This is a genomic window from [Clostridium] innocuum (assembly GCA_012317185.1).
GTDB classification, from domain to species: domain Bacteria; phylum Bacillota_I; class Bacilli_A; order Erysipelotrichales; family Erysipelotrichaceae; genus Clostridium_AQ; species Clostridium_AQ innocuum.
In genome coordinates, this window is record CP048838.1 from 2,667,120 (window position 1) to 2,688,081 (window position 20,962).

The 20,962-nt window shown below is 51.4% G+C and carries 12 protein-coding genes and 9 pseudogenes; 4 read left to right on the plus strand and 17 right to left on the minus strand.

Translation table 11 applies throughout. The features are described from left to right. Nucleotides 1–471 precede the first annotated feature (471 nt). Together G4D54_12975 and G4D54_12980 are read right to left on the minus strand one after the other, a co-directional pair. Nucleotides 472–1,461, minus strand: a complete 990-nt coding sequence (locus G4D54_12975) for a 23S rRNA (adenine(2503)-C(2))-methyltransferase RlmN (GenBank protein ID QJA03291.1) — start codon at nucleotides 1,459–1,461, stop codon at nucleotides 472–474. Further along, nucleotides 1,445–1,667, minus strand: a pseudogene (locus G4D54_12980) (conjugal transfer protein). The gene G4D54_12975 and the pseudogene G4D54_12980 overlap by 17 nt, the downstream one beginning before the upstream one ends. A gap of 384 nt (nucleotides 1,668–2,051) precedes the next feature. On the opposite strand from G4D54_12980, the gene G4D54_12985 reads away from it, so the two are divergent. The 4 genes and pseudogenes from G4D54_12985 to G4D54_13000 all read left to right on the plus strand — a co-directional run bounded on the left by G4D54_12985 (nucleotide 2,052) and on the right by G4D54_13000 (nucleotide 4,844). Continuing rightward, nucleotides 2,052–2,405, plus strand: a complete 354-nt coding sequence (locus G4D54_12985; GenBank protein QJA03292.1) for a helix-turn-helix transcriptional regulator — start codon at nucleotides 2,052–2,054, stop codon at nucleotides 2,403–2,405. Between the two features lie 268 nt (nucleotides 2,406–2,673). Next, nucleotides 2,674–3,003 carry a MobC family plasmid mobilization relaxosome protein gene (locus tag G4D54_12990; GenBank protein QJA03293.1) on the plus strand — a complete coding sequence of 110 codons (330 nt, stop codon included), beginning with the start codon at nucleotides 2,674–2,676 and terminating at the stop codon, nucleotides 3,001–3,003. After that, nucleotides 2,964–4,307 carry a relaxase/mobilization nuclease domain-containing protein gene (locus tag G4D54_12995; GenBank protein QJA03294.1) on the plus strand — a complete coding sequence of 448 codons (1,344 nt, stop codon included), beginning with the start codon at nucleotides 2,964–2,966 and terminating at the stop codon, nucleotides 4,305–4,307. The genes G4D54_12990 and G4D54_12995 overlap by 40 nt, the downstream gene beginning before the upstream one ends. An 89-nt stretch (nucleotides 4,308–4,396) precedes the next feature. Beyond that, nucleotides 4,397–4,844, plus strand: a pseudogene (locus G4D54_13000) (HEAT repeat domain-containing protein). 172 nt (nucleotides 4,845–5,016) lie between these two features. Here G4D54_13000 and G4D54_13005 read toward each other — a convergent pair. From G4D54_13005 to G4D54_13075, 15 genes and pseudogenes are all read right to left on the minus strand, one after another. Beyond that, a complete protein-coding gene (locus G4D54_13005) occupies nucleotides 5,017–5,382 on the minus strand; it encodes a conjugal transfer protein (GenBank protein QJA03295.1) in 366 nt (121 codons plus the stop codon). After that, the gene (locus G4D54_13010) at nucleotides 5,379–5,585 is read right to left on the minus strand and encodes a conjugal transfer protein (GenBank protein ID QJA03296.1); all 207 of its coding nucleotides are present in this window, start codon (nucleotides 5,583–5,585) and stop codon (nucleotides 5,379–5,381) included. The genes G4D54_13005 and G4D54_13010 overlap by 4 nt, the downstream gene beginning before the upstream one ends. Before the next feature lie 2 nt (nucleotides 5,586–5,587). Next, nucleotides 5,588–6,542, minus strand: a pseudogene (locus tag G4D54_13015) (hypothetical protein). A 3-nt stretch (nucleotides 6,543–6,545) separates the two neighbouring features. After that, a pseudogene (locus G4D54_13020) lies at nucleotides 6,546–9,919 on the minus strand (DUF4316 domain-containing protein). A gap of 239 nt (nucleotides 9,920–10,158) precedes the next feature. Further along, a pseudogene (topB, locus tag G4D54_13025) lies at nucleotides 10,159–12,253 on the minus strand (DNA topoisomerase III). A gap of 15 nt (nucleotides 12,254–12,268) precedes the next feature. Then, nucleotides 12,269–12,457 (minus strand): hypothetical protein, encoded by a 189-nt coding sequence (locus tag G4D54_13030; protein QJA03297.1) that lies wholly within the window; start codon nucleotides 12,455–12,457, stop codon nucleotides 12,269–12,271. Beyond that, a complete protein-coding gene (locus tag G4D54_13035; protein ID QJA03298.1) occupies nucleotides 12,454–13,170 on the minus strand; it encodes a DUF4366 domain-containing protein in 717 nt (238 codons plus the stop codon). Before G4D54_13035 ends, G4D54_13030 begins: the two co-directional genes overlap by 4 nt. Continuing rightward, nucleotides 13,163–13,441, minus strand: coding sequence for a DUF4315 family protein (locus G4D54_13040; protein ID QJA03299.1), 279 nt, complete (start codon nucleotides 13,439–13,441; stop codon nucleotides 13,163–13,165). Before G4D54_13040 ends, G4D54_13035 begins: the two co-directional genes overlap by 8 nt. A gap of 38 nt (nucleotides 13,442–13,479) precedes the next feature. Further along, nucleotides 13,480–15,224, minus strand: a pseudogene (locus tag G4D54_13045) (CHAP domain-containing protein). Between the two features lie 365 nt (nucleotides 15,225–15,589). Beyond that, nucleotides 15,590–16,549, minus strand: coding sequence for a site-specific DNA-methyltransferase (locus G4D54_13050; protein QJA03300.1), 960 nt, complete (start codon nucleotides 16,547–16,549; stop codon nucleotides 15,590–15,592). Further along, nucleotides 16,546–18,986, minus strand: a pseudogene (locus G4D54_13055) (conjugal transfer protein TraE). Before G4D54_13055 ends, G4D54_13050 begins: the two are co-directional and overlap by 4 nt. Continuing rightward, nucleotides 18,937–19,338 (minus strand): PrgI family protein, encoded by a 402-nt coding sequence (locus G4D54_13060; protein ID QJA03301.1) that lies wholly within the window; start codon nucleotides 19,336–19,338, stop codon nucleotides 18,937–18,939. Before G4D54_13060 ends, G4D54_13055 begins: the two are co-directional and overlap by 50 nt. 190 nt (nucleotides 19,339–19,528) lie before the next feature. Further along, nucleotides 19,529–20,386: pseudogene (locus tag G4D54_13065) on the minus strand (hypothetical protein). Between the two features lie 19 nt (nucleotides 20,387–20,405). Next, nucleotides 20,406–20,622, minus strand: a pseudogene (locus tag G4D54_13070) (conjugal transfer protein). Beyond that, a complete protein-coding gene (locus G4D54_13075; protein QJA00896.1) occupies nucleotides 20,598–20,957 on the minus strand; it encodes a hypothetical protein in 360 nt (119 codons plus the stop codon). Before G4D54_13075 ends, G4D54_13070 begins: the two are co-directional and overlap by 25 nt. Nucleotides 20,958–20,962: the final 5 nt, after the last annotated feature.

The window sequence follows — 20,962 nt, forward strand, 5'->3', positions numbered from 1 at the left end:
TTTTTGAAAAACGCCGAAGATTTTTTGAAATTTTTTCAAAAAATTTTTTGAGCAGCAAAATACGCCTGTCCGAAAAGCCCGGACAGGCGTATAGGTATTGTAAGCAGTATTTAGATGATTAGACAGTTCATAGTCAAGGGTAGAGAGGTTCCCGGCGGTGGTCGGGCTTTTTTTGATATGTCAATGACCGTCGGATTTTGTCGATAGGGTATGTGCTTCATGGCGGCTACCTCCTTTAGCCGCCGCTTTTAACAGTGATACCGCGTCATTTCATTAGAAGATAAAAAGAAACGGCGGCTTTGATTTTTCAAAGCTGCTGCGGAAATCAAAGAACGACAAGCAACAGTTCTGATTTTGCTCCAATATGGTTATTAGGGGCACAAATTAAAATCAAAAAAGAGCCGATAACAGCAGTATTTCAAACTGCATATTATCGGCTCTGCGTCTGTGCGTCTGGCTCTTTTAATTAAATTATTTCTGTTGTTTTTTGGCTTTATTATATGTATTAGCTAACTGTCCACAAGCTGCTTTAATCTCTCTACCATGAGAAACTCTCATGGTAACTTCAAGTCCTGTTTGCTCTAATTGATGTTTGAACGCAACCATTTCTTGTTTTTGTGGTGCTCTAATTTTTGAATTACTCGTCGGGTTGTATTGCAGCACGTTAATCATAACATTTTTGCCCTTAAACCATTTTGCAAGTTGCCTTATATCTGAGGAACGGTCATTTATACCTGGTAAAAGCAAATACGCAAATACCACTTTTCGATTATGCCTTTGAGAATAGGACAATGCTTGCTTAACAACATCTTCAATAGCGTACATGTGCATATGAGGAATGATACAGTTTCTCGCAGCCTGTGTTGCTGCATGTAAAGATATTGTCAACTGAATTTTTAGATGTTCTTCGCGCAATTTTTTTAATTGATTAACTGGACCAACTGTTGATACGGTAATGCCGTCGGTTGGAAAGTTAAGTCCATTTCTATCTCGAAGAATATGGATTGCTGCAATCAAGTTGTCGTAATTGAATAAAGGTTCTCCCATTCCCATAAAAACGATACGATTTACTTTTTGACGTATCAATACAACCTGCTGCACAATTTCAGACGGTGTTAGATTACGAACAAAACCATTGCGTCCGGACTCACAAAAAATACAGCCAACAGAACAACCAACTTGCGTACTTACGCAAACAGTCCCACCATCTCGCCGTTTAATAAAAACCGTTTCAATATACCTGTTATCTTTCAATTCATAAACATACTTTTCAGTATCGCTACTTTTATAGACTTTTTTTGTTGATATTGATAGATTTTCTTTGTGAAATGGCTGTTTATACAATTCCGTATATAAGGCTCTTGCTTTATCCTCTCCAATTACTTCCGACATTTCTTTGTAAGTAAATCCGTATGGGTCATTCAATATTTCCGTAGGTGTACTTTTAGGTAAGTGTTTCATTTAAATATCCTTCCTTTTCAAAAATTAAAAAAGTTTGTTTTTCAGAGTTTTTTGATTATGATTTCTAGTTTTTCAACATCAACGATATGCGTTAATTTACATTTAGGGCAGAAAAGAGGAAAATTTCTTAATACCGTATTATAAAATACTTGAACCCTCGTCTTTCCGTTACAAATTGGACATTTTATCCAATATTTTTCAAGCATAATATTTCTCCTTTTGCGCAAAAAAATGCAGGTCAATTCTCAACATGAGCATTGACCTGCATTTATACATATAATACTACAACAAAATTAAGGCATAGTTTTTATACTATGTCTATACGTCGTTAGTTTTGTTGTATAGCATACGCAAAATAAGCATGACAAAAAAGCCCATATTGAAAATGGGAAAAATCTTTTTTGATTTCAATGCTTATCGAATACGCATGCTATGTAACATAAACATTCCCCCCCTTTTATATAATATTATATACAAAAGCAGCTTGTTGTCAACATATATATATATGAATTATTTTGGCTAACTGATAGAACTATGTAGACATATCCAAGAAGAAAGGGGAACAGTAAAATGTAAGAGGGTGAATAACTATGGCAAAAAGACCAGTACCAAAATACGACTTCAAGGCTTTTGGGGCAGCGATAAAGGCAGCGCGTGAAGGACGCAAGGAAAGCCGCAAGAAAGTAGGCGACGAAATGTTTATCTCGCCGCGCTACCTTGCGAACATTGAGAACAAGGGGCAGCACCCAAGTTTACAGATATTCTTTGAGCTGATACAGCGTTACCATATATCCGTAGACCAATTCCTGTTAGACACGCCCGCTGCAAAGGACACAAAGCGGCGGCAGCTTGACGCGCTCCTTGACGGTATGAGCGATACAGGCATACGGATTGTGACCGCAACGGCAAAAGAGATTTCCGAAGTCGAAAAAGAGGGCGAATAGGAATGTCCGGCTTAAAACTGAACAGGATTTAGAGAGCGTTGTAATCTTTTTTGAGATTGCAGCGTTTTTCTTTTGCGGAAGTTTGGCAAAATCGCTTTTTCTCCGTAGTAAGGGATAAGAGCCTAAAGGATAAAAACATTCGTAGCAAGCATAGGAAGCGGGTACCCACTTCCGTATTTTCGCCCTCCCGCGCTGCGGCGCGTCGGTTGAAAATGGCTTGTTGGGAAGTGTCCCAAACCCTCGGAACGGAAAGGAAAGGAGTGAACACATGGACGGACGGAAAAGGACGGTGCAAATCAAATTCAGAGTGACGGAAGCGGAACGGGATTTAATACTGGAAAAAATGAAGCTCGTACCCACCCGGAACATGGCGGCGTATCTGCGGAAGATTGCCATTGACGGGTATATCATTCAGATAGACCACGCCGATATAAAGGCAATGACAGCAGAGATACAGAAAATCGGTGTCAACGTCAACCAGATAGCACGCCGCGTAAACGCGACGGGGAACGCATACCAAGAGGACATAGAGGAAATAAAGGGGGTGCTTGCAGAGATATGGCGGTTACAAAGATTAAGCCTATTAAAAGCACTCTAAGCAAAGCCCTTGACTATATCGAAAACCCGGACAAGACGGACGGGAAAATGCTTGTGTCCTCTTTTGGCTGCTCCTATGAAACGGCAGATATTGAGTTTGAATATACCTTGTCCCAAGCACTCCAAAAGGGGAACAATTTAGCCTTTCATCTGATACAATCCTTTGAGCTGGGGGAAGTAGATTATCAGAAAGCCCATGAAATCGGAAAGCAGCTTGCCGACGCGGTAACAAAGGGGCAGCATGAGTATGTACTCACGACGCATATTGACAAGGGGCATATCCACAATCATATCATTTTCTGCGCCGTAAACTTCGTAGACCACCACAAATACAATTCCAACAAAAGGAGCTATTACGGCATACGGAACATGAGCGACAAGCTGTGCCGGGAAAATGGCTTGTCCGTCGTCGTCCCCGGCAAGGGCAGCAAGGGAAAGAGCTATGCGGAGTACCAGGCAGAAAAGACGGGTACAAGTTGGAAAGGCAAGCTGAAAACCGCCGTTGACGCACTTATCCCCCAAGTTTCCAGTTTTGAGGAATTGCTAACGCGGTTACAGGCGGCGGGCTATGAGATAAAGCCGGGGAAATATGTATCATGCCGCGCCCCCGGACAGGAACGCTTCACCCGCCTAAAAACCCTCGGCGCAGATTATACAGAGGAAGCCATAAGGGAACGGATAGCGGGCAGACGGACAAAGGCGGCGAAAGCTCCCAGAGAGCAGCGCGGCGTATCGCTGCTTATCGACATTGAGAACAGTATCAAGGCGGCGCAGAGCCGGGGCTATGAACAGTGGGCGAAAATCCACAATCTGAAACAGGCGGCAAAGACTATGAACTTTCTCACCGAAAACAAGATTGAACAGTACGCGGATTTAGTTAGCCGGATTGAGGAAATGGCAGCGGAAAGCGGACAGGCGGCAGACGCATTGAAGAACGCCGAAAAGCGGCTTGCGGACATGGCGGTGCTTATCAAGAATGTTTCCACCTACCAAAAGACAAAGCCCGTCTATGACGCATACCGCAAGGCAAGGAACAGGGAGAAATACCGCGCCGGACAGGAACAGGCGATTATCTTACATGAAGCCGCTGCAAGGTCATTGAAAGCAACGGGCATTGCAAAGCTCCCGAACCTCGCCGCGCTGCAATCGGAGTATGAAGCCCTTCAAGCGCAGAAAGAAGCCCTTTACGCCGACTATGGGAAGCTGAAAAAGAAAGTCCGGGAATATGACATTATCAAGCAGAACATTGACAACATTTTACAGGCAGACAGACAGCCGGAACGGGAAAAGGGAATGGAACACTGATTAAGCAAAAAATGATTTTCGTATAGAAACAGAAAGCGGTATGTGGTATAATAAAATTATCTACAACTTTTGAAAGGATTTGATAGTACATGACAAAAGGAACACCAGCTAATATTAGTCAGCTTGTCAAAGACGCAAACAATAAATCATCATGGAAAATTAGGCTTGCTGCGTTGAATGAACTAAAACAATATGATTGTCAACAATCAAGAGATGTTATTACTCGTCTTGCTCTCCATGACAAAGTTTATAAAGTTAAAGAGGAAGCATTTAGAGCAGCACAAGCTATGGGGATTACTTACCGCGGAAATCCTATTCGCTTAGGACGTAAAGATATTGGTTTTAAGACAAAAGACTTTACTAAAGTTTTTCTACGTATCAAACGTGAAAAATCAATGGAAGAATTAGATTTACAATTATTCAAGGAAGCGTTCAAAACAATCGCGGCAGAAATGTATGATGTAATGGAATTTGAAAAGGGTCAAAAAATTTGATGATTGGATTACAAATACATACAAATGTTTGCCAAAGAAATAAAAGAACAGGGCGCGGAAAGTCAGTATATGACTTCCGCGCCCTGTCTTTTTGTGGGTGCTGTTGTGGTAAATGTTACGCAATAGAACGCCATTTTCGGGGGAAAAGGTATAAAGTATCGCCTATCCGATTTTTCCCGCCCGGAAAGCCTTGCAAATCAAGGGATTTTCCGCGCCTACTGCGTAACAGGGGCGCGTCTTTTCCTCATGCGCTCGGCGGCCTGTCTGCGGGTGATACGCTTCCGGCAGTCGGGGCAGTATTTGACGCTGTTAGAGCTTGACGCAAAGGACGTGCCGCACTCGGTACATTTCTTCCTGTCCCCGGTTTGGTAAAGCTCCGCATAGAGCAGCTTATCAGCGGGAAGCACCGCAACCTTAAACCACTTGCAGAGAAGCGAATAGGAAATGAGCTGCGGACATACGCACTCGTCCCCGTCGTCCAGTAAGATACAGTTTCCATTATCGCAGTTGCAGCACGTCCGGCGCACAAGGGCGTTGACTTTCCGGCTCTGGGGCGGCGTCAGCCGCTTGACCTCGCTCATACTTCATCAGCGGCGTAAATGGGAAGCCCCGCAAACTCCGCTTCGGTCATGGCTTCCACTTTGGAGAGGGTACGGGCAGCAAAGCCCCGCATTTCCCCGTCCATAAAGGGCAGCGCGGCGTTCATGGCGACGATAAGCCCCTGTCGGCTTCCGGTCTTGTAAATGCTCAAAAGGTTTGTTTCTTCTACAGTCAGTTTTGTCATGTTCACACCTCCAAATCGTGATTTTTATTCTTTGCCGCCGCCTTTTTCGGGGCGGTCTTTGCCTTGTCTGTTTTAAGCTGCGCCCGGATAGAGGGGCGGGGCTTCCGTATCTCCCTGTCCCGGTTCTCCCTCTTGTCAATCAGCGCATACGTCCCATGTCTGCCCTCGATTTTGGAAAAGGAAAGGGTCTTGTAGGGCAGCATGGAGAAAAGACGGTCAGTGTCCTTTGTAGCCGCAAGCTGCATGAACGCCGGGGAAAGCTCTACCATGAAATGGGTCTTGTTTGGGCTGTTCGGCGTGTCGTGCCGCTTCATTTCCCACACAATGCGCCGCGCTTCCGTTTCAATCAGCCCGTCCCGCAATGCGGCGATATGCGCCTTGAAATCTCCCGGTGGAAGCTGCTCCCGGCTGCGCCGTTCTTCCTGTAAGAGCGATTGCAGCGCGTCCGGGTCGTTGGGTACGGCTTCAAAGCGTTCAAACTTCCCAAGCTGCGGGTCTGGGGGTTCCGTCAAAATATCTCCCGGCTTTCTGTACCCTTTCCCCACGCTCATAAAACAGCTTCACCGTATCGGCGGGCAGCTCCTTTTCCTTGACGCGCTCATAATGGCGGGAATAGTCAAGCTCATACAGATTGCCCTTGATTTTCCCGCGCTCCTTTCCCGTCAGCTCGATTGCATAGGCAAGTACGCGGTCGCTTGTCTGCTCCATGTAGAAACGCCATGTATTGTGGGGCGCGGTGTCCTTTAGGAAAACGTCGCGCTCCCTAAAGCAATGCGTCCCGGACGGGCGGCAGAACCACAAAAGGGTCTTGTCCTCCCTGTGGGGGCTTGCCGCCGCCTTTGCGATAATCTCCTTGTCAATCTCCAAGTCGCTCTGGTAAAAGCCTGTATTCTGCTTCATAATCGCTTCAAGGGAAGCGAACAAATCCACGTTTTCAAATCTGCTCTGTTCCGGCATGGGTCAGCTCCTTTCCAAGTCCTGTGACTTCTGCTTTGCGTTTTTCTTCTGCGCCTTTTCCTTGTCGGCTCTAAGCTGCGCCCGGATAGAGGGCTTCTTTTCCGGCTTCGCTCCCTTGACGCGCTCCTTGTCGGCTTTGACCGCATTAGCCAGGTCAACAAGGGAAATCGTTTCTCCCGCCTTGACCTTTGCTTCCAGTTCGTCAACGGTAGGGGTGTTGTTGATGATACCGTCAAAGTTGTTGTCGTTCTGCTCTACGGTGTCCTCGACGTGCTTCAAAGGGTTTGCCTTTTCCGGCTGCTCTGCGGCAACGGCAAACGCCCGCGTCCCGTTCCCCATAATCAGATACTTTCCGTCGTCGGATTGATGATGAAAGCCATATCCGGCGGCTTCTATCTGCTCCCGGCTCATGGCGGTTACATGGAAAGTCCCTCTCGGTGTTTTGACAGTTTCGCCCGTTTCCAAGTCGTCCGGGGTAAGCTGTTTCTGCTCCTGTAAAAACTCCGGCACTTGCCGGAAGCCCGCGCTGTCAACATAGTGCGCCGCGTCCTGTCCGTCCTGATGAAGCACTACCACGTCGGAAACGGAAAGGCTGTGTCCCTTAAAGTCTTTGGGGTGGTCGATATTGAAACGGGTATAAATATCTTCAAGGGAAGTCCCCGGCGCAAGGGGCGCGGAATAGACAAGCTCATAGTTCGCCCTGTCAACCACATTCCCCGCCGCCTGCAGGCGGTCGTAAGGCTCAAAGCGCAAGTCCCTTGTTTCGTCCCCGCCTTTTATCTGGTAAATGGAAAAGGTGTCCTTGTCCGGCTCGGCGGTCTTTGCCGTTTCCTGTGCCTTTGCGTAGAGCTGCTTTACGTCGCCCTCGGTCAGCTCCCCGCTTTTGAGCTGCCCCATAAGCTCGCGGCATTTCTCCGGCGTTCCGGTGAAAAGAACGTCGCCCATTTTCGCCCGCCCGTTCTCCTGTGTCACATAGGCTTGCAAGAGGTAGCTGTTTTCCCGGCTGTCGCCGTAAGGGTTCCGGCGCACTCTGTAAATCGTTTCCGGGGTAAAGGCTTCTTTCGGGGCTGCGTCCGCTTTTTCCTGTGCGCCGGATTTCCCCGGTGCGTCTGCTTCCGGCTCCGGCTTCTCTTTCCCGGCTGTATCTGCCTTTTCCGGGGCTTCCGGCTGCGGCTGCTCCGGCGCGGCTGCCTGTTCCTCTCTGGTGGGCTGCTCCTGTCCGGCGGTTTGCTCCTTGTCCTGTGCCTTTTGCAGTTCCGCAAGATTTTCGTCTATGGAATTGATAATCTCGGCGGCTGCGCTGCGTATCGTTTCAAGGGAGCTTTTCAGTTCGGACAGCTCCCGCCCGCTGCTCCACCCGGCGACGTAGCCGAAAGAGTAGTCCGACGTGTCAAGCCCGTAATGTTGGCAGACGGTATAGGCGACGCTTTCCGCTTCGACTTCGCGGGTGCGGCGGTCAATGTGGGGCTGCTGCTCGTCCTTTGGCGCGTTGAGGTCAATGTCGTGCAGCTTCGCATGGGCGATTTCGTGAATAGCGGTCTTTAAGGTCTGTAATTCGCTCATGCCCTCGTTGATAGCAATGCGCTTGTCCTCCAAGTGGTAGTAGCCATGAGAGCCGCCCTCGATATTCTCAAAAGCGATAGGAACGGGGGAAGTCTTTTCAAGGGCTGCGAAAAAATCCTTGTAGCGGTCAACGTCGCCTGTCAGCTCGTCAACCGCAATGTCCGGCAGCTCCTTTCCCTCGGTCTGGGAAACGTCAAAGACGGATACCACCTTGTAGGCGGGTATGGTGATTTCCTTTTCCTCGGTGACGGGCTTTCCGTCCTTGCCGATTATGGGCTTCTGCGTGTGCGGGTCGATTTTCTGCATTTCCTGTTTGATTTTATAGGGCGACGGGGCAATGATTTTAATTCCCTTTTGCCCTTTCATCACGTTTCGCTCAAAGTTGTTCTTCCAAGCGGAAAAGCCCGCCACAAGGGAAGCGTCCGGCTTCTGCATGGCGATAAGGACGGTGTTTCGGAAGCTGTAATTATGGAATTTTGACATGACTTTCAGATATTCCTTGTAACGCTCGCTGTCAAAGAGTTCCGCAATGCCCTGTTCCAGACGGTCGGTAATCTCTTTTAATTTCTCGGCGGGCTTCTCGCTCGTCAGCACGATAGGGATAACCGGGCGCGGCTCCTGTGGCTGCTCTGCGGTCTGCGCGGTTCTCTGCCCCGGCGCGGCTGCGTCCATTTCTACCTTTTCCGGGTCGGGGATTGACCGCTGCGGGGGCTGCGGCGTTACCCGGTATTCCTCCGGCACGTCGCGCCCGTCGTACCATTCTGTAAAGGTGTTGCGGTTGTTGTAGATATAGCCCTTTTCGGTAAACATACCGTCGTCGTTAATGGAAGCGTCGCGCCCATATTCCTCATACATGAAATACTTTTTCGCTTCTTCGGGAAGTTCCGGTTCTTCCAGTTCATCAACCAGATAACGCCCGTATTCTTCTTCATTGTGGACGGACGGATAAATCCAGTAGCAGTCAAGGTTCTGTGCAAGGTTGATAATGTCCTGTAAGCTGTCGGCATGGTCGCCGTATTCAATGGCTGCAATGAATTTCTCCCGGTCGTCGTCAAACTGCATTTCCAAGAGCTTCCCTAAATAGTTCAGCTCGTCGGGGTGGGAATACTCGCTTAAATGCTCCGTCAAGCCGGGGATAGTGGATTGAAATTCTGTGAAATGCCATTCCTCATAGTGCTTGAAGTCAATCCCGATACGGTCAAAGACTTCTTTCAGATGTTCGGCAGTCGTGGGGAATGTCACCCATTCGCCCGCGGGTCTGCCCTCGGTGTACTTCCCAAGATTGGAAAGATAGCCGCTTAAAATCGGTTCTGCCATTTGTTCGCTCCTTTCTTTTTCAATCATGCGGTGCATAAGCTCAAAATCCTCAATGCTCATGCTCCCGTCAAATACATAGGGGTTAAAATCCTCCCGTCCCGGTAGGGGTTTTCGGAAAAGGGAAGCCCCGCTTCATGGGCGGCTGCCCTCGCTTCCTCGATAACCTCCGGGGGAAGCCTGTCGTCATGCGCCCCGATAAAACCGTCAATATCGTTCATGCTGTTTTCGTAGTGGTAGCGCACTCCGGCGGTCAGCTCGTCAAGGCTCATATCCTCGCCTAAATGCCCGCAATAGTAGCCGTTAAGGATAACGGCGGCGGGGTCGGTGCTTTTGATTTCCTCTAACCGGCTCCTGTCCTCCGGGTAGAGCGTATCGTCCATATCAAGATGAAAATATTCCGCGTTCCATGAACGCCCCTGTTTCCAGAACGCCACCCATGCGATACCGTCCCTAAGCTCGTCCTGATAGTCCTTTACGGTGTCCCGTAAACTTGCCATAGTTGAAAAACCTCCTTTCTCTGGGGCAGCGTCATAAGCTGCATTTTTTGGCTGCATAGCCTACTACGGCACACCCGCATTTCTGCCAAAGTTTTTTGAAGATTTTCAGAGGGTGAAGCCCTCCGCAAAAGAGGGTTTGGGAAACTTCCCAACAAGCAAAATCCCCGTCCGGCGCGTCAGCGTCGTAACGGGGATTTACGGAAGTGGGTACCCGCTTCCTATGCTTGCTATTCAAGTTTTTAGTTCTTCTGCACTTCGATACGGTAGTTGACGTATTTCCCGCCAGTATCGGCTAAAACGATAGTTCCGTCGTAGGTCTTGCCTGTTTTCGGGGAATAGAGCTTTTTCACATTCGCCTTGCCGGATTTAAGGAGCGCGGCGGCAATCTTCGCGGAAAAAGCGGTCTTGCGTTCCTCGAAAAAGCGGTCGTTCTTCCACATGACAAAGGCACATTCTTTGTTGCTGCAATAATAGTTTTTCTTCCCCTCATGGACGGGGGAACCGCAACGGGGGCATTTGCCGACAGAGGGCTTTTTCCTCCCGGAACAAATCCTTTTTTCCCGTCCAGTGCTGCGGCGTGTGTCTGCACAAGCTCCCGCGTCATAGCTTCAATGCCGGACAGAAATTCGCCGGGGTCTGCGGCTCCCTTTGCTATCTGCGTCAGATTGTTTTCCCATTCTGCGGTAAGCTGCGGGGAAGTCAGCATATCCGGCAGCACTGATATAAGGGCGGCTCCGTTCTGCGTGGGGATAAGCTGCTTCCCCTTGCGCTCTGCAAAGCCGCCCTTTACCAGTTTTTTCAATGACGGCGGCGCGGGTGGCGGGAGTGCCAAGCTCCCCGGCGTTCCGCGTCCGGGTCGGTGTCCCCGTTCCCGGCTCGCTCCATAGCAGAGAGAAGCGACGCTTCGCTGTGGGGCTTCGGCGGCGTTGTGGTATGCTCCGTTACCTTTGCGGCGGGGTTAGGAAAGCCCTGTCCCTCGGAAAGCTCCGGCAGCGTCACGCCCTCATTTTCCCCGTCCTCTGGGTCGGGTTTATCTTTCAGCGTCGCCCGGTATCTGTGTTCAATCTCTTTCCACCCGTCAGAAAGCACCGTCTTTCCCCGCGCCGTAAACTCCGTATCAGCGCATGAGAAAACCGCCGTAACCGCTTCATAAATATGCGGCTCGGCGGTGGCAAAAAGCAGACGCGCCCCCGCAAGGGTAAGGATATTTTTCTCGCTTTCCGGCAGCGCGTCCGGGTCAGCCTTTGCAAGCTCCATAGTGGGAATGATTGCGTGGTGGTCTGATACTTTTTTACTGTCTGTTACCTTTGCAACCTCCGGCGTGAAGCCCAAGCCCTCCATAAAGGAAAATTTCTCACAAAGCAGCTTGATAATGCCCGCTGCGGTGCCGCCCATGTCGTCAGTAAGAAAGCTGCTGTCCGTCCTCGGATAAGTCAACAGCCGCTTTTCATAAAGGGATTGTGCAAGGTCAAGGGTCTGCTTCGCGGTGTAGCCGAAAATGCGGTTCGCTTCCCGCTGCAAAGAGGTAAGGTCAAAGAGCTTCGGCGGGGCTGCGGTTTTCTTCTCTCTGGTGAGGGAAACGCATACCGCCGTTTGTGTTTCGCAAGCCCCTTTCAGCGCGGCGGCTTCTGCCTTGTCTGAAATCCTTTCACTTGCCGCTTCCGCGCCGGATAAATCAAGGCGAACATGATAATATTTTTCTTTCTGGAAATGGGAGATAGCCGCGTTCCGGTCGGTAAGCATTTTTAAGGTCGGGGTCTGGACGCGCCCCACGTTCAAAGTCTTTCCATACAGGCAGGAGAAAAGCCGGGTGGCGTTAATGCCGATAAGCCAGTCAGCCTTTGCGCGGCAGAGGGCAGACGCAAAGAGCGCGTCATATTCCCGCCCGTCTTTGAGGGAAGCAAAGCCCGCCTTAATCGCCCCGTCCTCCATTGAGGAAATCCACAAGCGGCGCATGGGCTTCTTGCAGCCCGCCGCTTCGTAGACAAAGCGGAAAATCAATTCTCCCTCGCGCCCCGCGTCACACGCATTTACCACTTCGGAAACGTCGGCGCGGTGCATAAGCTCTTTTAGGGTTTTGAATTGCTTCCCCTTGTCCGGGTCAACGGTGTACTGCCATTCCTCCGGCAGAATGGGTAAGCTCTCAAAACTCCATTTTTTATATTGCTCCCCGTAGGCGGCAGCTTCCGCAAGCTGTACCAAATGCCCGACGCACCATGAAATGAGGTAGCCGCCGCCCTCGATAAATCCGTCTTTCTTTTCTTTAACGCCAAGCGCGGCGGCGATAGTCTGCGCCACGCTCGGTTTTTCTGCAATTACAAGTCTAAGTGCCATGAAAAAATCCTCCTTTCAGCATTCCAGCTCACTTGCCTTTTTCTCCTGTACCTGTTTCAGACAGTAGCCCACACAAGGGAGCTGCCCTTTGTACGGGCAGGAAGCGCAAGCCGGGGAATGGGGAACGGGCGGCGCATTGTCACGCCGCCCGCCCGGTCTTTGTATCATCATCTTTTCAAAGGGATTGTCGGTAAACAGGGTCATGCTTCCTCGTCCTCCTGTTCTTCATCAGAAAGCCCGTCCCCCTCGTCCGGCTCCGGCTCGTCCTCGTCGTAGTCGTCAAAATCGAAATCTTCAAGGTCGGTGTCGCCCTTGACGCTCTGCTTCGGCTTCATAAACTTAAAATAATAGAACGCGCCCCCGCCGCCAAGAAGTGCCACGACAAGGAAAAGCACAAGCCCGCCCGCATTGCCTTTTTCTTTGGGCTGCTCCGGCGGTTCTTCGGTTTCCGGCTCCGCTTCCTTGCCGCTGCAAGCGGTCATGTTGTCCTTGCAGACGGGGCAGCTCACATTTACTTTCCCGGCTTTGCATTTATCGGTACAACTGCAAACGGTGGGCGGGGCTGCTTCGGTGCTTCCGTCCTCCATAAGTGCTAAGAGGTCGGCTTCGTCTACTTGATTAAGGAAATGTACAGTATTCTCGCCCTCGTCGTCCCGGTCAATGAGGATATAAAAGTAATTGCCGTTTTTGGTCGTTACGGTGATAAGCTGCTTGTTGCCGCCGAAATCGTCTACAAGGGTCGCGTTCCCGTCCGGGGTAAGGGGTTCTTCCTTTTGGGGTTCCTCGTAGACAACGCCGCTGTCGTCGGTGTCGTCCTCTCCCTCCGGGGTCTGTGCAAAAGCGGTGACGGAAAAGCCGCCCATAAGTACAAGGGCGGCGCAAAGTGCGGTCAGTGTTCTAAGGATTTTCTTATTCATTCTCGGTGTCCTCCATTTCTTCGTTGTCATGGTCTGCGGGTTCTGCGGGGTAGCCCGGCGCGGCTTCCATGCCCGGAATACCGCCCCCGGAAAGCATAGCGGAAAGCTCATGCGGGGAAAGGCGCATGGAGCGCACAAGCTGTACGATTTGCAGGTTTTCCGCTTCGGTTTTCTGCGCTTCAAGCCCCCTTAATTTATTCTGGTACTCGGTGATTTTCTCGCGGGTCTTTGCAATCTCCTTGTCGATACGTTCAATTTTGTTCATAGCCATCAATAAATTTCTCCTTTCAGATTTTCATTTTTTTGTTGTCAGTTCCAATTCATTAAGCCGTAGCCCTTGATACAGCCATAATTGACGGGGTAGCTCTTTATCTTGCAGGCGTCGCCGGAATTGCCCTCGACGGTATAGACGCGCTCCCCGTCCGTCCCGATAACAAGCCCTACATGGTCTGCGCTCCCGTCCCCCGTCCCAGTCGAAAAAGATAGCGTCGCCGGGGGCGATATTCTCATAGCCCCTCGCGCCCCATTGCCCGCGTGACTGGAACCAGGGTACGCCCTGTGACTGGCACCCGGCAAAGCGCGGCTCGCTTTTCCCGGCTTGATTGTAGCACCATGAAACAAAACAGGCGCACCATTCCACGCGGCTGTTAAATCCGTACCAGCTCCAAAAGGGTCGCCCGCCCACGTTGCCGACTTGCCGCTTCGCAAGGTCTACAACGGCAGTGTTGCCGGGGCGTGTGCCGTTTACAAGCTGTACGCCGCTTAAATCCTCGGACGCGCCCATATCGGGGGAGCCGCCGCCGAAAATCAGCGGTTTGTTGCCGCTTGTTTCCAGATAGACGCGGTACATTTCAAGCTGCTGTGGCGTTAGAAGTTCCTCCGCAATCTCGGAAATGGGCTTGTTCGTCAGCTTCACGTTGAGGATATGGTACTCGTAGGGTACTTCCTCGGTGGTCGTTTCCCCGGTTTCCGGGTCTGTGCTTGTTTCTGTGCGGTAGCGGATTTCCGTTTCTTCCGTCAGCGTCAAGGTGTACTGCATGGCAAAGACGCGGTTTAATTCTGCCTGTGCGCTCTGCGGGGTATAGGTCTGTAAAAGTGCGGTGAGGTAGGACGCTAACTCATGGGGGTTATGCCCGATACTGTCAAGGTCATAGCGGTATTCGTCATAGCCGGGGTGGGTGCTTTCGATATTGTCAATCTGCTGCTGAAGCTCGTTTTCCTTTGCGGCATAATTATTTTCCGTCGCCACAAGGTCGCTGTCCTCCGACGTGTAGGAAGTCCCAAGTATGCCGTTCATCAAGCCGGAGAACATGGAGCCGCAAGAGGAAAGCCCCGCCGATACCATGATGAATAAGAGCAGCGCGGCAATGGCGATACATACGCCCGCCGGGTGCCGCCCTACAAAAGCGATTGCCTTTTTTGTTTCCTCGGCGGTCTTTTTTGCCGCCTTGCGGGTGTTCTCTGCGGCTTTCTGCGCCGTTTTTGCGCCGCCTTTCCTTGCCGACTTTGCATACTGCCGCTTGATTTGCTGCTTCTGCATGAAGCGGGAAAGGGGATTGCCCGCAATCTGCGGATTGTCATGCAGGGCTTTATGGTACTGGAAATCCACATTCGCCTTGAACGCCGCTTTCTCTGCCTTTGCCGCCGTCCGGTAGGGTTTGAGCTTGTGGCTGTGGTAGCCCTCCTTGACTTTCCGCGCCCCGTACTTTGCGCCGCGCTCTGCCAGTTCTTCGGATTTGTGCGCCCCCTCAACGCCGGAATTGTCCTTTTCAACGGAATGTATCTTGTTGTGGACGAAAATACCCGCTTCCTGTGCGGGGCGGGATAGCGGGTTATTGTGGGGCTTATTCTTTCCTATGGGCTTTTCCTGTTCCTCAAAAATGTAGGCGGGTCTTGCCTTTCCCGGTGGCTTCATCAAAGGTGCGCTCCCGTACAAGTTTCTTTTCTTTGGGGATAGCCGCCTTTGCCGCGTCCAGACGGTCGGCTGCTTTGTCCGATTTTCGGATATACCTTTCAAGCTCCGGCGTTGCCCGTTCCTCGTCGGTAAACTGCAAGCGGGAAGATTTTTCTTTTGCTGTGGCTTCTGCCTGTGCTTTCCTCGCCGCTTTTTTTACTCGCCTTTCTGGTACGCGCCCCCGTCGATACGCTCCAAGACGCGCTCGGCTGCGGCGGTGTCCTGTTCCCGTTCTGCCCCCCGGCGCATGGGGAAGCGGCGGCGCGGCGGCTGTGGGCGCGGGAGCTGCGCCGCCCGGTATGGTCTGCGCTGCCTGTTCCGGCGGCTGCGGTGCTTCGGTCTTTGCAAAGTCCGCGTCCCTTATCCGCTTGCTGATACGTTTCTTTTTCCCGGTGGCGGCGTTTACCTCGACAGCCCCCTCGCGGGTCATTTTCTGCGTGACTTTTTCACGCGCTTTATATTGTTTTATGTGTCTGTCCCTCCAATCCGCGCCCTTGCAAGGGCGCAATACTCGGCGTTTATCTCAATGCCTATATAATGCCTGTCAAGCTGCCTTGCGGCTGCCCCCGTCGTGCCGCTGCCGAAAAAGGGGTCAAGCACAACGCCGCCTTTCGGACAGCCCGCCTTGATACAGGTTTCGGCAAGTTTTGGCGGGAACGCGGCGAAATGCCCGCCCTTGTAGGGAACGGTATTGATAAGCCACACGTCCCGCCTGTTCCGCATGGTCGGCATGAGGGCTTCGTCGTAGTAGCTGCCGCTTCGCGCCCGGTTAAGCCCCTGTACTTTCCCCTGTCCAGGTATTTCGTCCGCATATTTCTGTCCCGCGCTGCGCCCGGTGCGGTACCGCGCCGCCGTTGTGGGGGCTAACGGCTCGGCTATGGCGGCTGCGTCATAGAAATATTTCTTTGACTTCGTAAGCAGAAAGATATGTTCATAGCAGCGGGTAGGGCGGTCTTTCACGCTCTCCGGCATGGGGTTTTCTTTCTGCCAGATAATGTCGCTCCGTAAATACCACCCGTCAGCGCGTAGGGCAAAGGCTAAAAGCCAGGGAATACCGATTAAGTCCTTTTGTTTGCAGCCGGAAACGCGGTTGTTTCTTGCAATCTGCTGTCCGTTTCTGCCTTTCGGGTTCTTCGGGTCTGCATGGTAGCCTTTATTTCCTGTGCCGCAGTAAGTGTCCGCGATATTCAGCCAGAGCGTACCGTCAGAACGCAGTACCCGGCGCAGCTCGCGGAAAACCTCGGTCAGCCTGTCAATGTACTGCTCCGGCGTGTCCTCCCGCCCAATCTGCATATCAAGCCCATAATCTCTAAGCGCATAGTAGGGCGGGCTTGTGACGCAACAGTGTACGCTTTCCTCTGGAAGCTCCCGCAAGGCATAGAGCGCGTCCCGGTTGATGATTGTGTCAGTTTTCAGCCCGTTCATGCTTCGCCCACTTCCTCCGGCTTCGTCGTCATTACCCGGTAAAGCTCGGTGTCTTTCGGGAAGCGGTCTACAAAGGGCAGCACCACGTTCCCGTAGAAGATAAGCCCCTCGCCCGCTTCGGTGTGGGTGACATATTTCATCTGCTGCGGGGAGATGTTGAGCTGCTTTGCAAGGATAGCCCGGTCGCCCGCCGCTTGATTGAGCATGAGGACAAAATCGCTGTTCTCAAAGATATTCTCCACTTCGCGGGAAGCAAGCAAATCTTTGACGTTCTGTGTAATGGCTGTGGGTATGCCGCCCCATTTACGGAAACGCTTCCAGATTTCAACGGAATAGGCGGCGGTCTGTTCCTCTTTCAAGAGAAGATGAAATTCGTCCATGTAGTAGCGGGTGGATTTCCTCTCTGCCCGGTTGACGGTAACGCGGTTCCATACCTGGTCTTGCACAATGAGCATACCTAACTTTTTGAGCTGCTTCCCAAGCTGCTTGATGTCAAAGCAGACAAGGCGGTTATTCAGTTCCACGTTGGTACGGTGGTTGAACACGTTAAGGCTCCCGGAAACGTAAAGCTCCAACGCCGCCGCGATACGCGCCGCTTCCGGCTCCGGCTGCTTCAAAAGCTCGTCGTACAGGTCGCCCAAAATCGGCATTTTCTCCGGGTCGGGGTCTGCAAGGAAAGGGCGGTACACGTTCCGAACGGCGCGGTCAATGACGGTCTTATCGACGGGCTGCAAGCCCTCCTTGCCGCCGATTACAAGCTCGCAGAGGGAAAGGATAAAGTCGGATTTCAGCGCAAGGGGGCTGTCGTCCTCGCTGTAATTGAGGTTAATATCCATAGGGTTCACATACTGGGGCTTCCCGTCAATGCCCTTGCCCGTAGGCGACAAGCGTATCACTTGCCCGTCAAGCCGCTGCACAAGGGGAAAAAATACTCTGCTTCTGGGTCGCAGATAATAATGTCGTCGTCTGTAATGAGGAAAGCGTTTGTCATTTCCCGTTTGGCGGCAAAGGATTTCCCGCTTCCCGGCGTACCCAAGATTAAGCCGTTGGGGTTCTTTAGCTGCTTGCGGTCGCAGAGTATCATGTTGTTAGACAGGGCGTTTAAGCCGTAGTACAAAGCCGCGCCCGTCTGGAAAAGCTCCTGTGTGATAAAGGGGATAAAGATAGCGGTGCTTGACGTGGTAAGTCCTCTTTGAATGGGGATAAGGTTCTCCCCAAGCGGTACAGAGGACATAAGCCCCGCTTCCTGTTGGTAGTCAAGGCGGGTTAAGGCGCAGTTGTTCTTCTGTGCAATGCCCGCCGCCGCGAATACGTCATTTTCCAGTTTCCGCTTCGTGTCCGCCATGTTCACCACAAGGAACGTCAAGAGGAACATTCTTTCATTCCGGCTCTGCAAGTCCTGTAAGAGGTTCTTCGCTTCGCTGCCGAACGTGGCAAGGTCGGACGGGATTATATCCATGTCGTAGCCGCTGCGTACCGCTTTTTTCTGTTCCTCGATTTTCATTTTGTCAAGGTCGGTGATTTTCCGCTTGATTGTCTTTATGGCTTCGGTCTGGTCGATACTGTGGATATGCAGATTGACGATAACGCCCGTTTCCAAGTCCAGAATGTCGGATAAGATACGGTCGTTTAATTCCGGGGCAAGGACTTCAAGGAATGAAACCGCGCCGATTTTGCGCCCCATGCGGAAATACCGCCCCTCGCCAAAACGGAAAGAGGACGGGGCGATAAAGTCCTTTGTGGAAAGCCCGGACGGGGCAAGCCATGAAAAATCAAAGGAAAACTGCCCGCCCTCCGGGTGGAAAATGCCATGCAGCATTTTAAGGCGTTCATAGCCTGTCATGGGGCGGGCAGACACGCCCAAGAGCTTAAAGTTGTTCAGCACGTCCGTTTCGATACGGGCAAGGCGGGATTTCGCCGCGCCCAGACTGTCGGCTTCAATGGCAAAGGTGATATATTTTGCTTTGACAAGCCCGTTGTTTCCCTTTGCAAGCTGGTTTTTCAGCATATCCCGGTATTCTGTGCGGATAGAGTTGAAAGCGTCCTCCTGTGCCGGGATATTGACCGCCTTTTCCGCTTCGCCGCGCTGCGTCCCTTGATTGATGAAAGAGAGCTGCACCGAAACGGAAGCGTCAAAGTAGTTGAGGAAGTCGCACCAGTTCTCAAAAATGGCGGTCTTGTCGTCTGCCTGTGCAAGCTGATAGTTAATATCTTCAAAGGCGACGGTCTTTGAGTATTTCCGTCCCGTAACCTTGCAGATACCGTCCGGGTACATCTGGATATAGGGGATTGTCTGCTGCGCGGTGTGCGCTTTCCCGTCGCCCTTTGCCTGTCTGATGATTTCCGCAATCTGCTTTTTCTCGGCGCGGGTGAGCTTGCGGGGTGGGTTAGGCTTTGCGCTTCCCGCCGCGCTGTTTCTTCGTGTTTCCTTTTGCAATCGCTGATACCTCCTTTTCAAGTTTTCTCTGCCGTTCTAAGACGGAATAAAAGTTGTCTGTCCTGTATGGTCGTTCTTTGGGGGCTATGAATTTCGTCCGTATGATGTTCTTCACCACCACTTCAAGGGGCTGTCCATGCTTTTCATACATGGCGAACAGGAAACAGGGCAGCATGACGGCAATCATAGCCATAGACGCAAGGCTTGTGCCTGTGCTGTCTTTGAGCAGAAAGAAAAGCGGCAAGCCGAACAGGAGAGCCGCCGCAAAACATACAATCTGCCGTTTGGTAAGGTTGAACGCTACTTTTGTCTTGACTTTGGATAAGTCTTTGGGTACGGGTACATACGCCAAGTGAAAACCTCCTTTCTCTGGGTTTGGTGTTGCTGTAATTTTCCATAAGGGTAATCAAGGCAAAGGTCAATCTATGCCCTTTGCCCGCCCGTATTATATGGGGGTTAACCGCGTCAAGGTCGGGTCGTATTTTCGCCGCTTCGCTCTGAAAATCTCCACCCTGCCCTTGACACGCCGCTAATGCGCGGAAAAAAATCGACTTCGCCAGTGCGCCGGATTTGAACAGGGAGAAACAGAGGATAACGGTGTAGGCTGCAAGGGAGAATATCGCGCTGTGCAGATTGTCCGCTATTATCATGTTGTTCACCAGTACGGCGTAAATGCCGACGCATATCATAATGAGGAAGCCTTGAAAACCGATAGCGAACAGGGATTTTAGGTAGTTGTTTCCTATCTGCCCCCATTCCCGGTTAGTCATAGTTGCAAACGGGATAGGCGATACCGAACAGTAAAGGTAAATTTCTATCATACGCCCGTAGAGGATAACGGTTATCAGTACGGACATGATTTTCATGCACAAGCTCACAAGGCTTGTTTCCATGACAAGTAAGAGCAGTTCGGGGATTTCCATAGCGTCAAGCCCGCTTTGCATGGAAGCAAGGGCGGCGGCAACATCAATCTCTGTGCTGCCGCCGATTACCCCCGCCGCGCCGGAAACAACGTGCTGCGCCATATCGAACACCGCCATAGTGATGTCAAAGGTGTGCGTCACAAGGTAGACTGCCACAAACGCCTTGAACACCCACTTGAAGAACATGGAAGTGTCAACGTCGTGCATATTGTTCTTTTCCGTTACCATGCTGATAAGCTCATAGCATAGGACGTAGGTAATGACAAGCCCCGCAATGGGTACGATTACATTCTCACTAAGCGTCTGTATCATGGAGAATATATTTGCGTTCCACCCTTGCGGGGTCTGCCCTACCTCTGCGGCGATAGTGCCGACTTTCTCGTTCACGTCCCCGAACATAGTTGACAGATTACCGTTTATGGCTCCTATGAGGATTTCCTTTATCCATTCGTTAATCGCGTCAAGTATGCTCTGCATAAGCCTTTACCCGCGCTTCTTAACCGAACAGCCCGGAAAGCAGCGGTACAAGGGTCATGCCAATAAGGGCAACGCCGCCGCCCGCCATGAGCTGCTTCATGCCCTGGCTTTTCGCGCCCGGATTGTCGTTGCCGTAGCCCTCCATCAGATTGATTACGCCCCCAGATACCAAGCCCGGCTCCAAGTGCTACAACAAGGGTCTGCAAAACGTCTACTGCGCTATTGAAAAATGCCATAAATATATCCTTTCTGCCGCGTCTGCGGCTGTCCGACAAGCGGACAAAAGGCGGTCAGCATATGCCGCCGCACAAAAAAACCGCCCTCTGGTAAAGGCGGCTGTCCCCGCGCTGCGTAAGTCCTGCGGCGCGGCGGTATTCAGTTGTAAGGGGTGCGGATTTTGCCGCTGTGTACTGCGCCGGAAAGTGGGGGCGCGTATCATGTAGCCGGTATGGATAGATGTGATTGCTTCAATCGCTCCTTTCTGTGTCCCGCTGTGCTGCCGGACGTTTTTTTCAGACTTGCGGGAAGTGAATAGCTTGCGCAGCAAGGTGTTCGCTTCCCACAAGTTCACAAAGG

What these genes read in the sequence shown, in the direction of transcription:
- G4D54_12975 (QJA03291.1), bottom strand. Translation starts at nt 1,461, where the DNA reads ATGAAACACTTACCTAAAAGTACACCTACGGAAATATTGAATGACCCA.
- G4D54_12985 (QJA03292.1), top strand. Translation starts at nt 2,052, where the DNA reads ATGGCAAAAAGACCAGTACCAAAATACGACTTCAAGGCTTTTGGGGCA.
- G4D54_12990 (QJA03293.1), top strand. Translation starts at nt 2,674, where the DNA reads ATGGACGGACGGAAAAGGACGGTGCAAATCAAATTCAGAGTGACGGAA.
- G4D54_12995 (QJA03294.1), top strand. Translation starts at nt 2,964, where the DNA reads ATGGCGGTTACAAAGATTAAGCCTATTAAAAGCACTCTAAGCAAAGCC.
- G4D54_13005 (QJA03295.1), bottom strand. Translation starts at nt 5,382, where the DNA reads ATGAGCGAGGTCAAGCGGCTGACGCCGCCCCAGAGCCGGAAAGTCAAC.
- G4D54_13010 (QJA03296.1), bottom strand. Translation starts at nt 5,585, where the DNA reads ATGACAAAACTGACTGTAGAAGAAACAAACCTTTTGAGCATTTACAAG.
- G4D54_13030 (QJA03297.1), bottom strand. Translation starts at nt 12,457, where the DNA reads ATGACCCTGTTTACCGACAATCCCTTTGAAAAGATGATGATACAAAGA.
- G4D54_13035 (QJA03298.1), bottom strand. Translation starts at nt 13,170, where the DNA reads ATGAATAAGAAAATCCTTAGAACACTGACCGCACTTTGCGCCGCCCTT.
- G4D54_13040 (QJA03299.1), bottom strand. Translation starts at nt 13,441, where the DNA reads ATGGCTATGAACAAAATTGAACGTATCGACAAGGAGATTGCAAAGACC.
- G4D54_13050 (QJA03300.1), bottom strand. Translation starts at nt 16,549, where the DNA reads ATGAACGGGCTGAAAACTGACACAATCATCAACCGGGACGCGCTCTAT.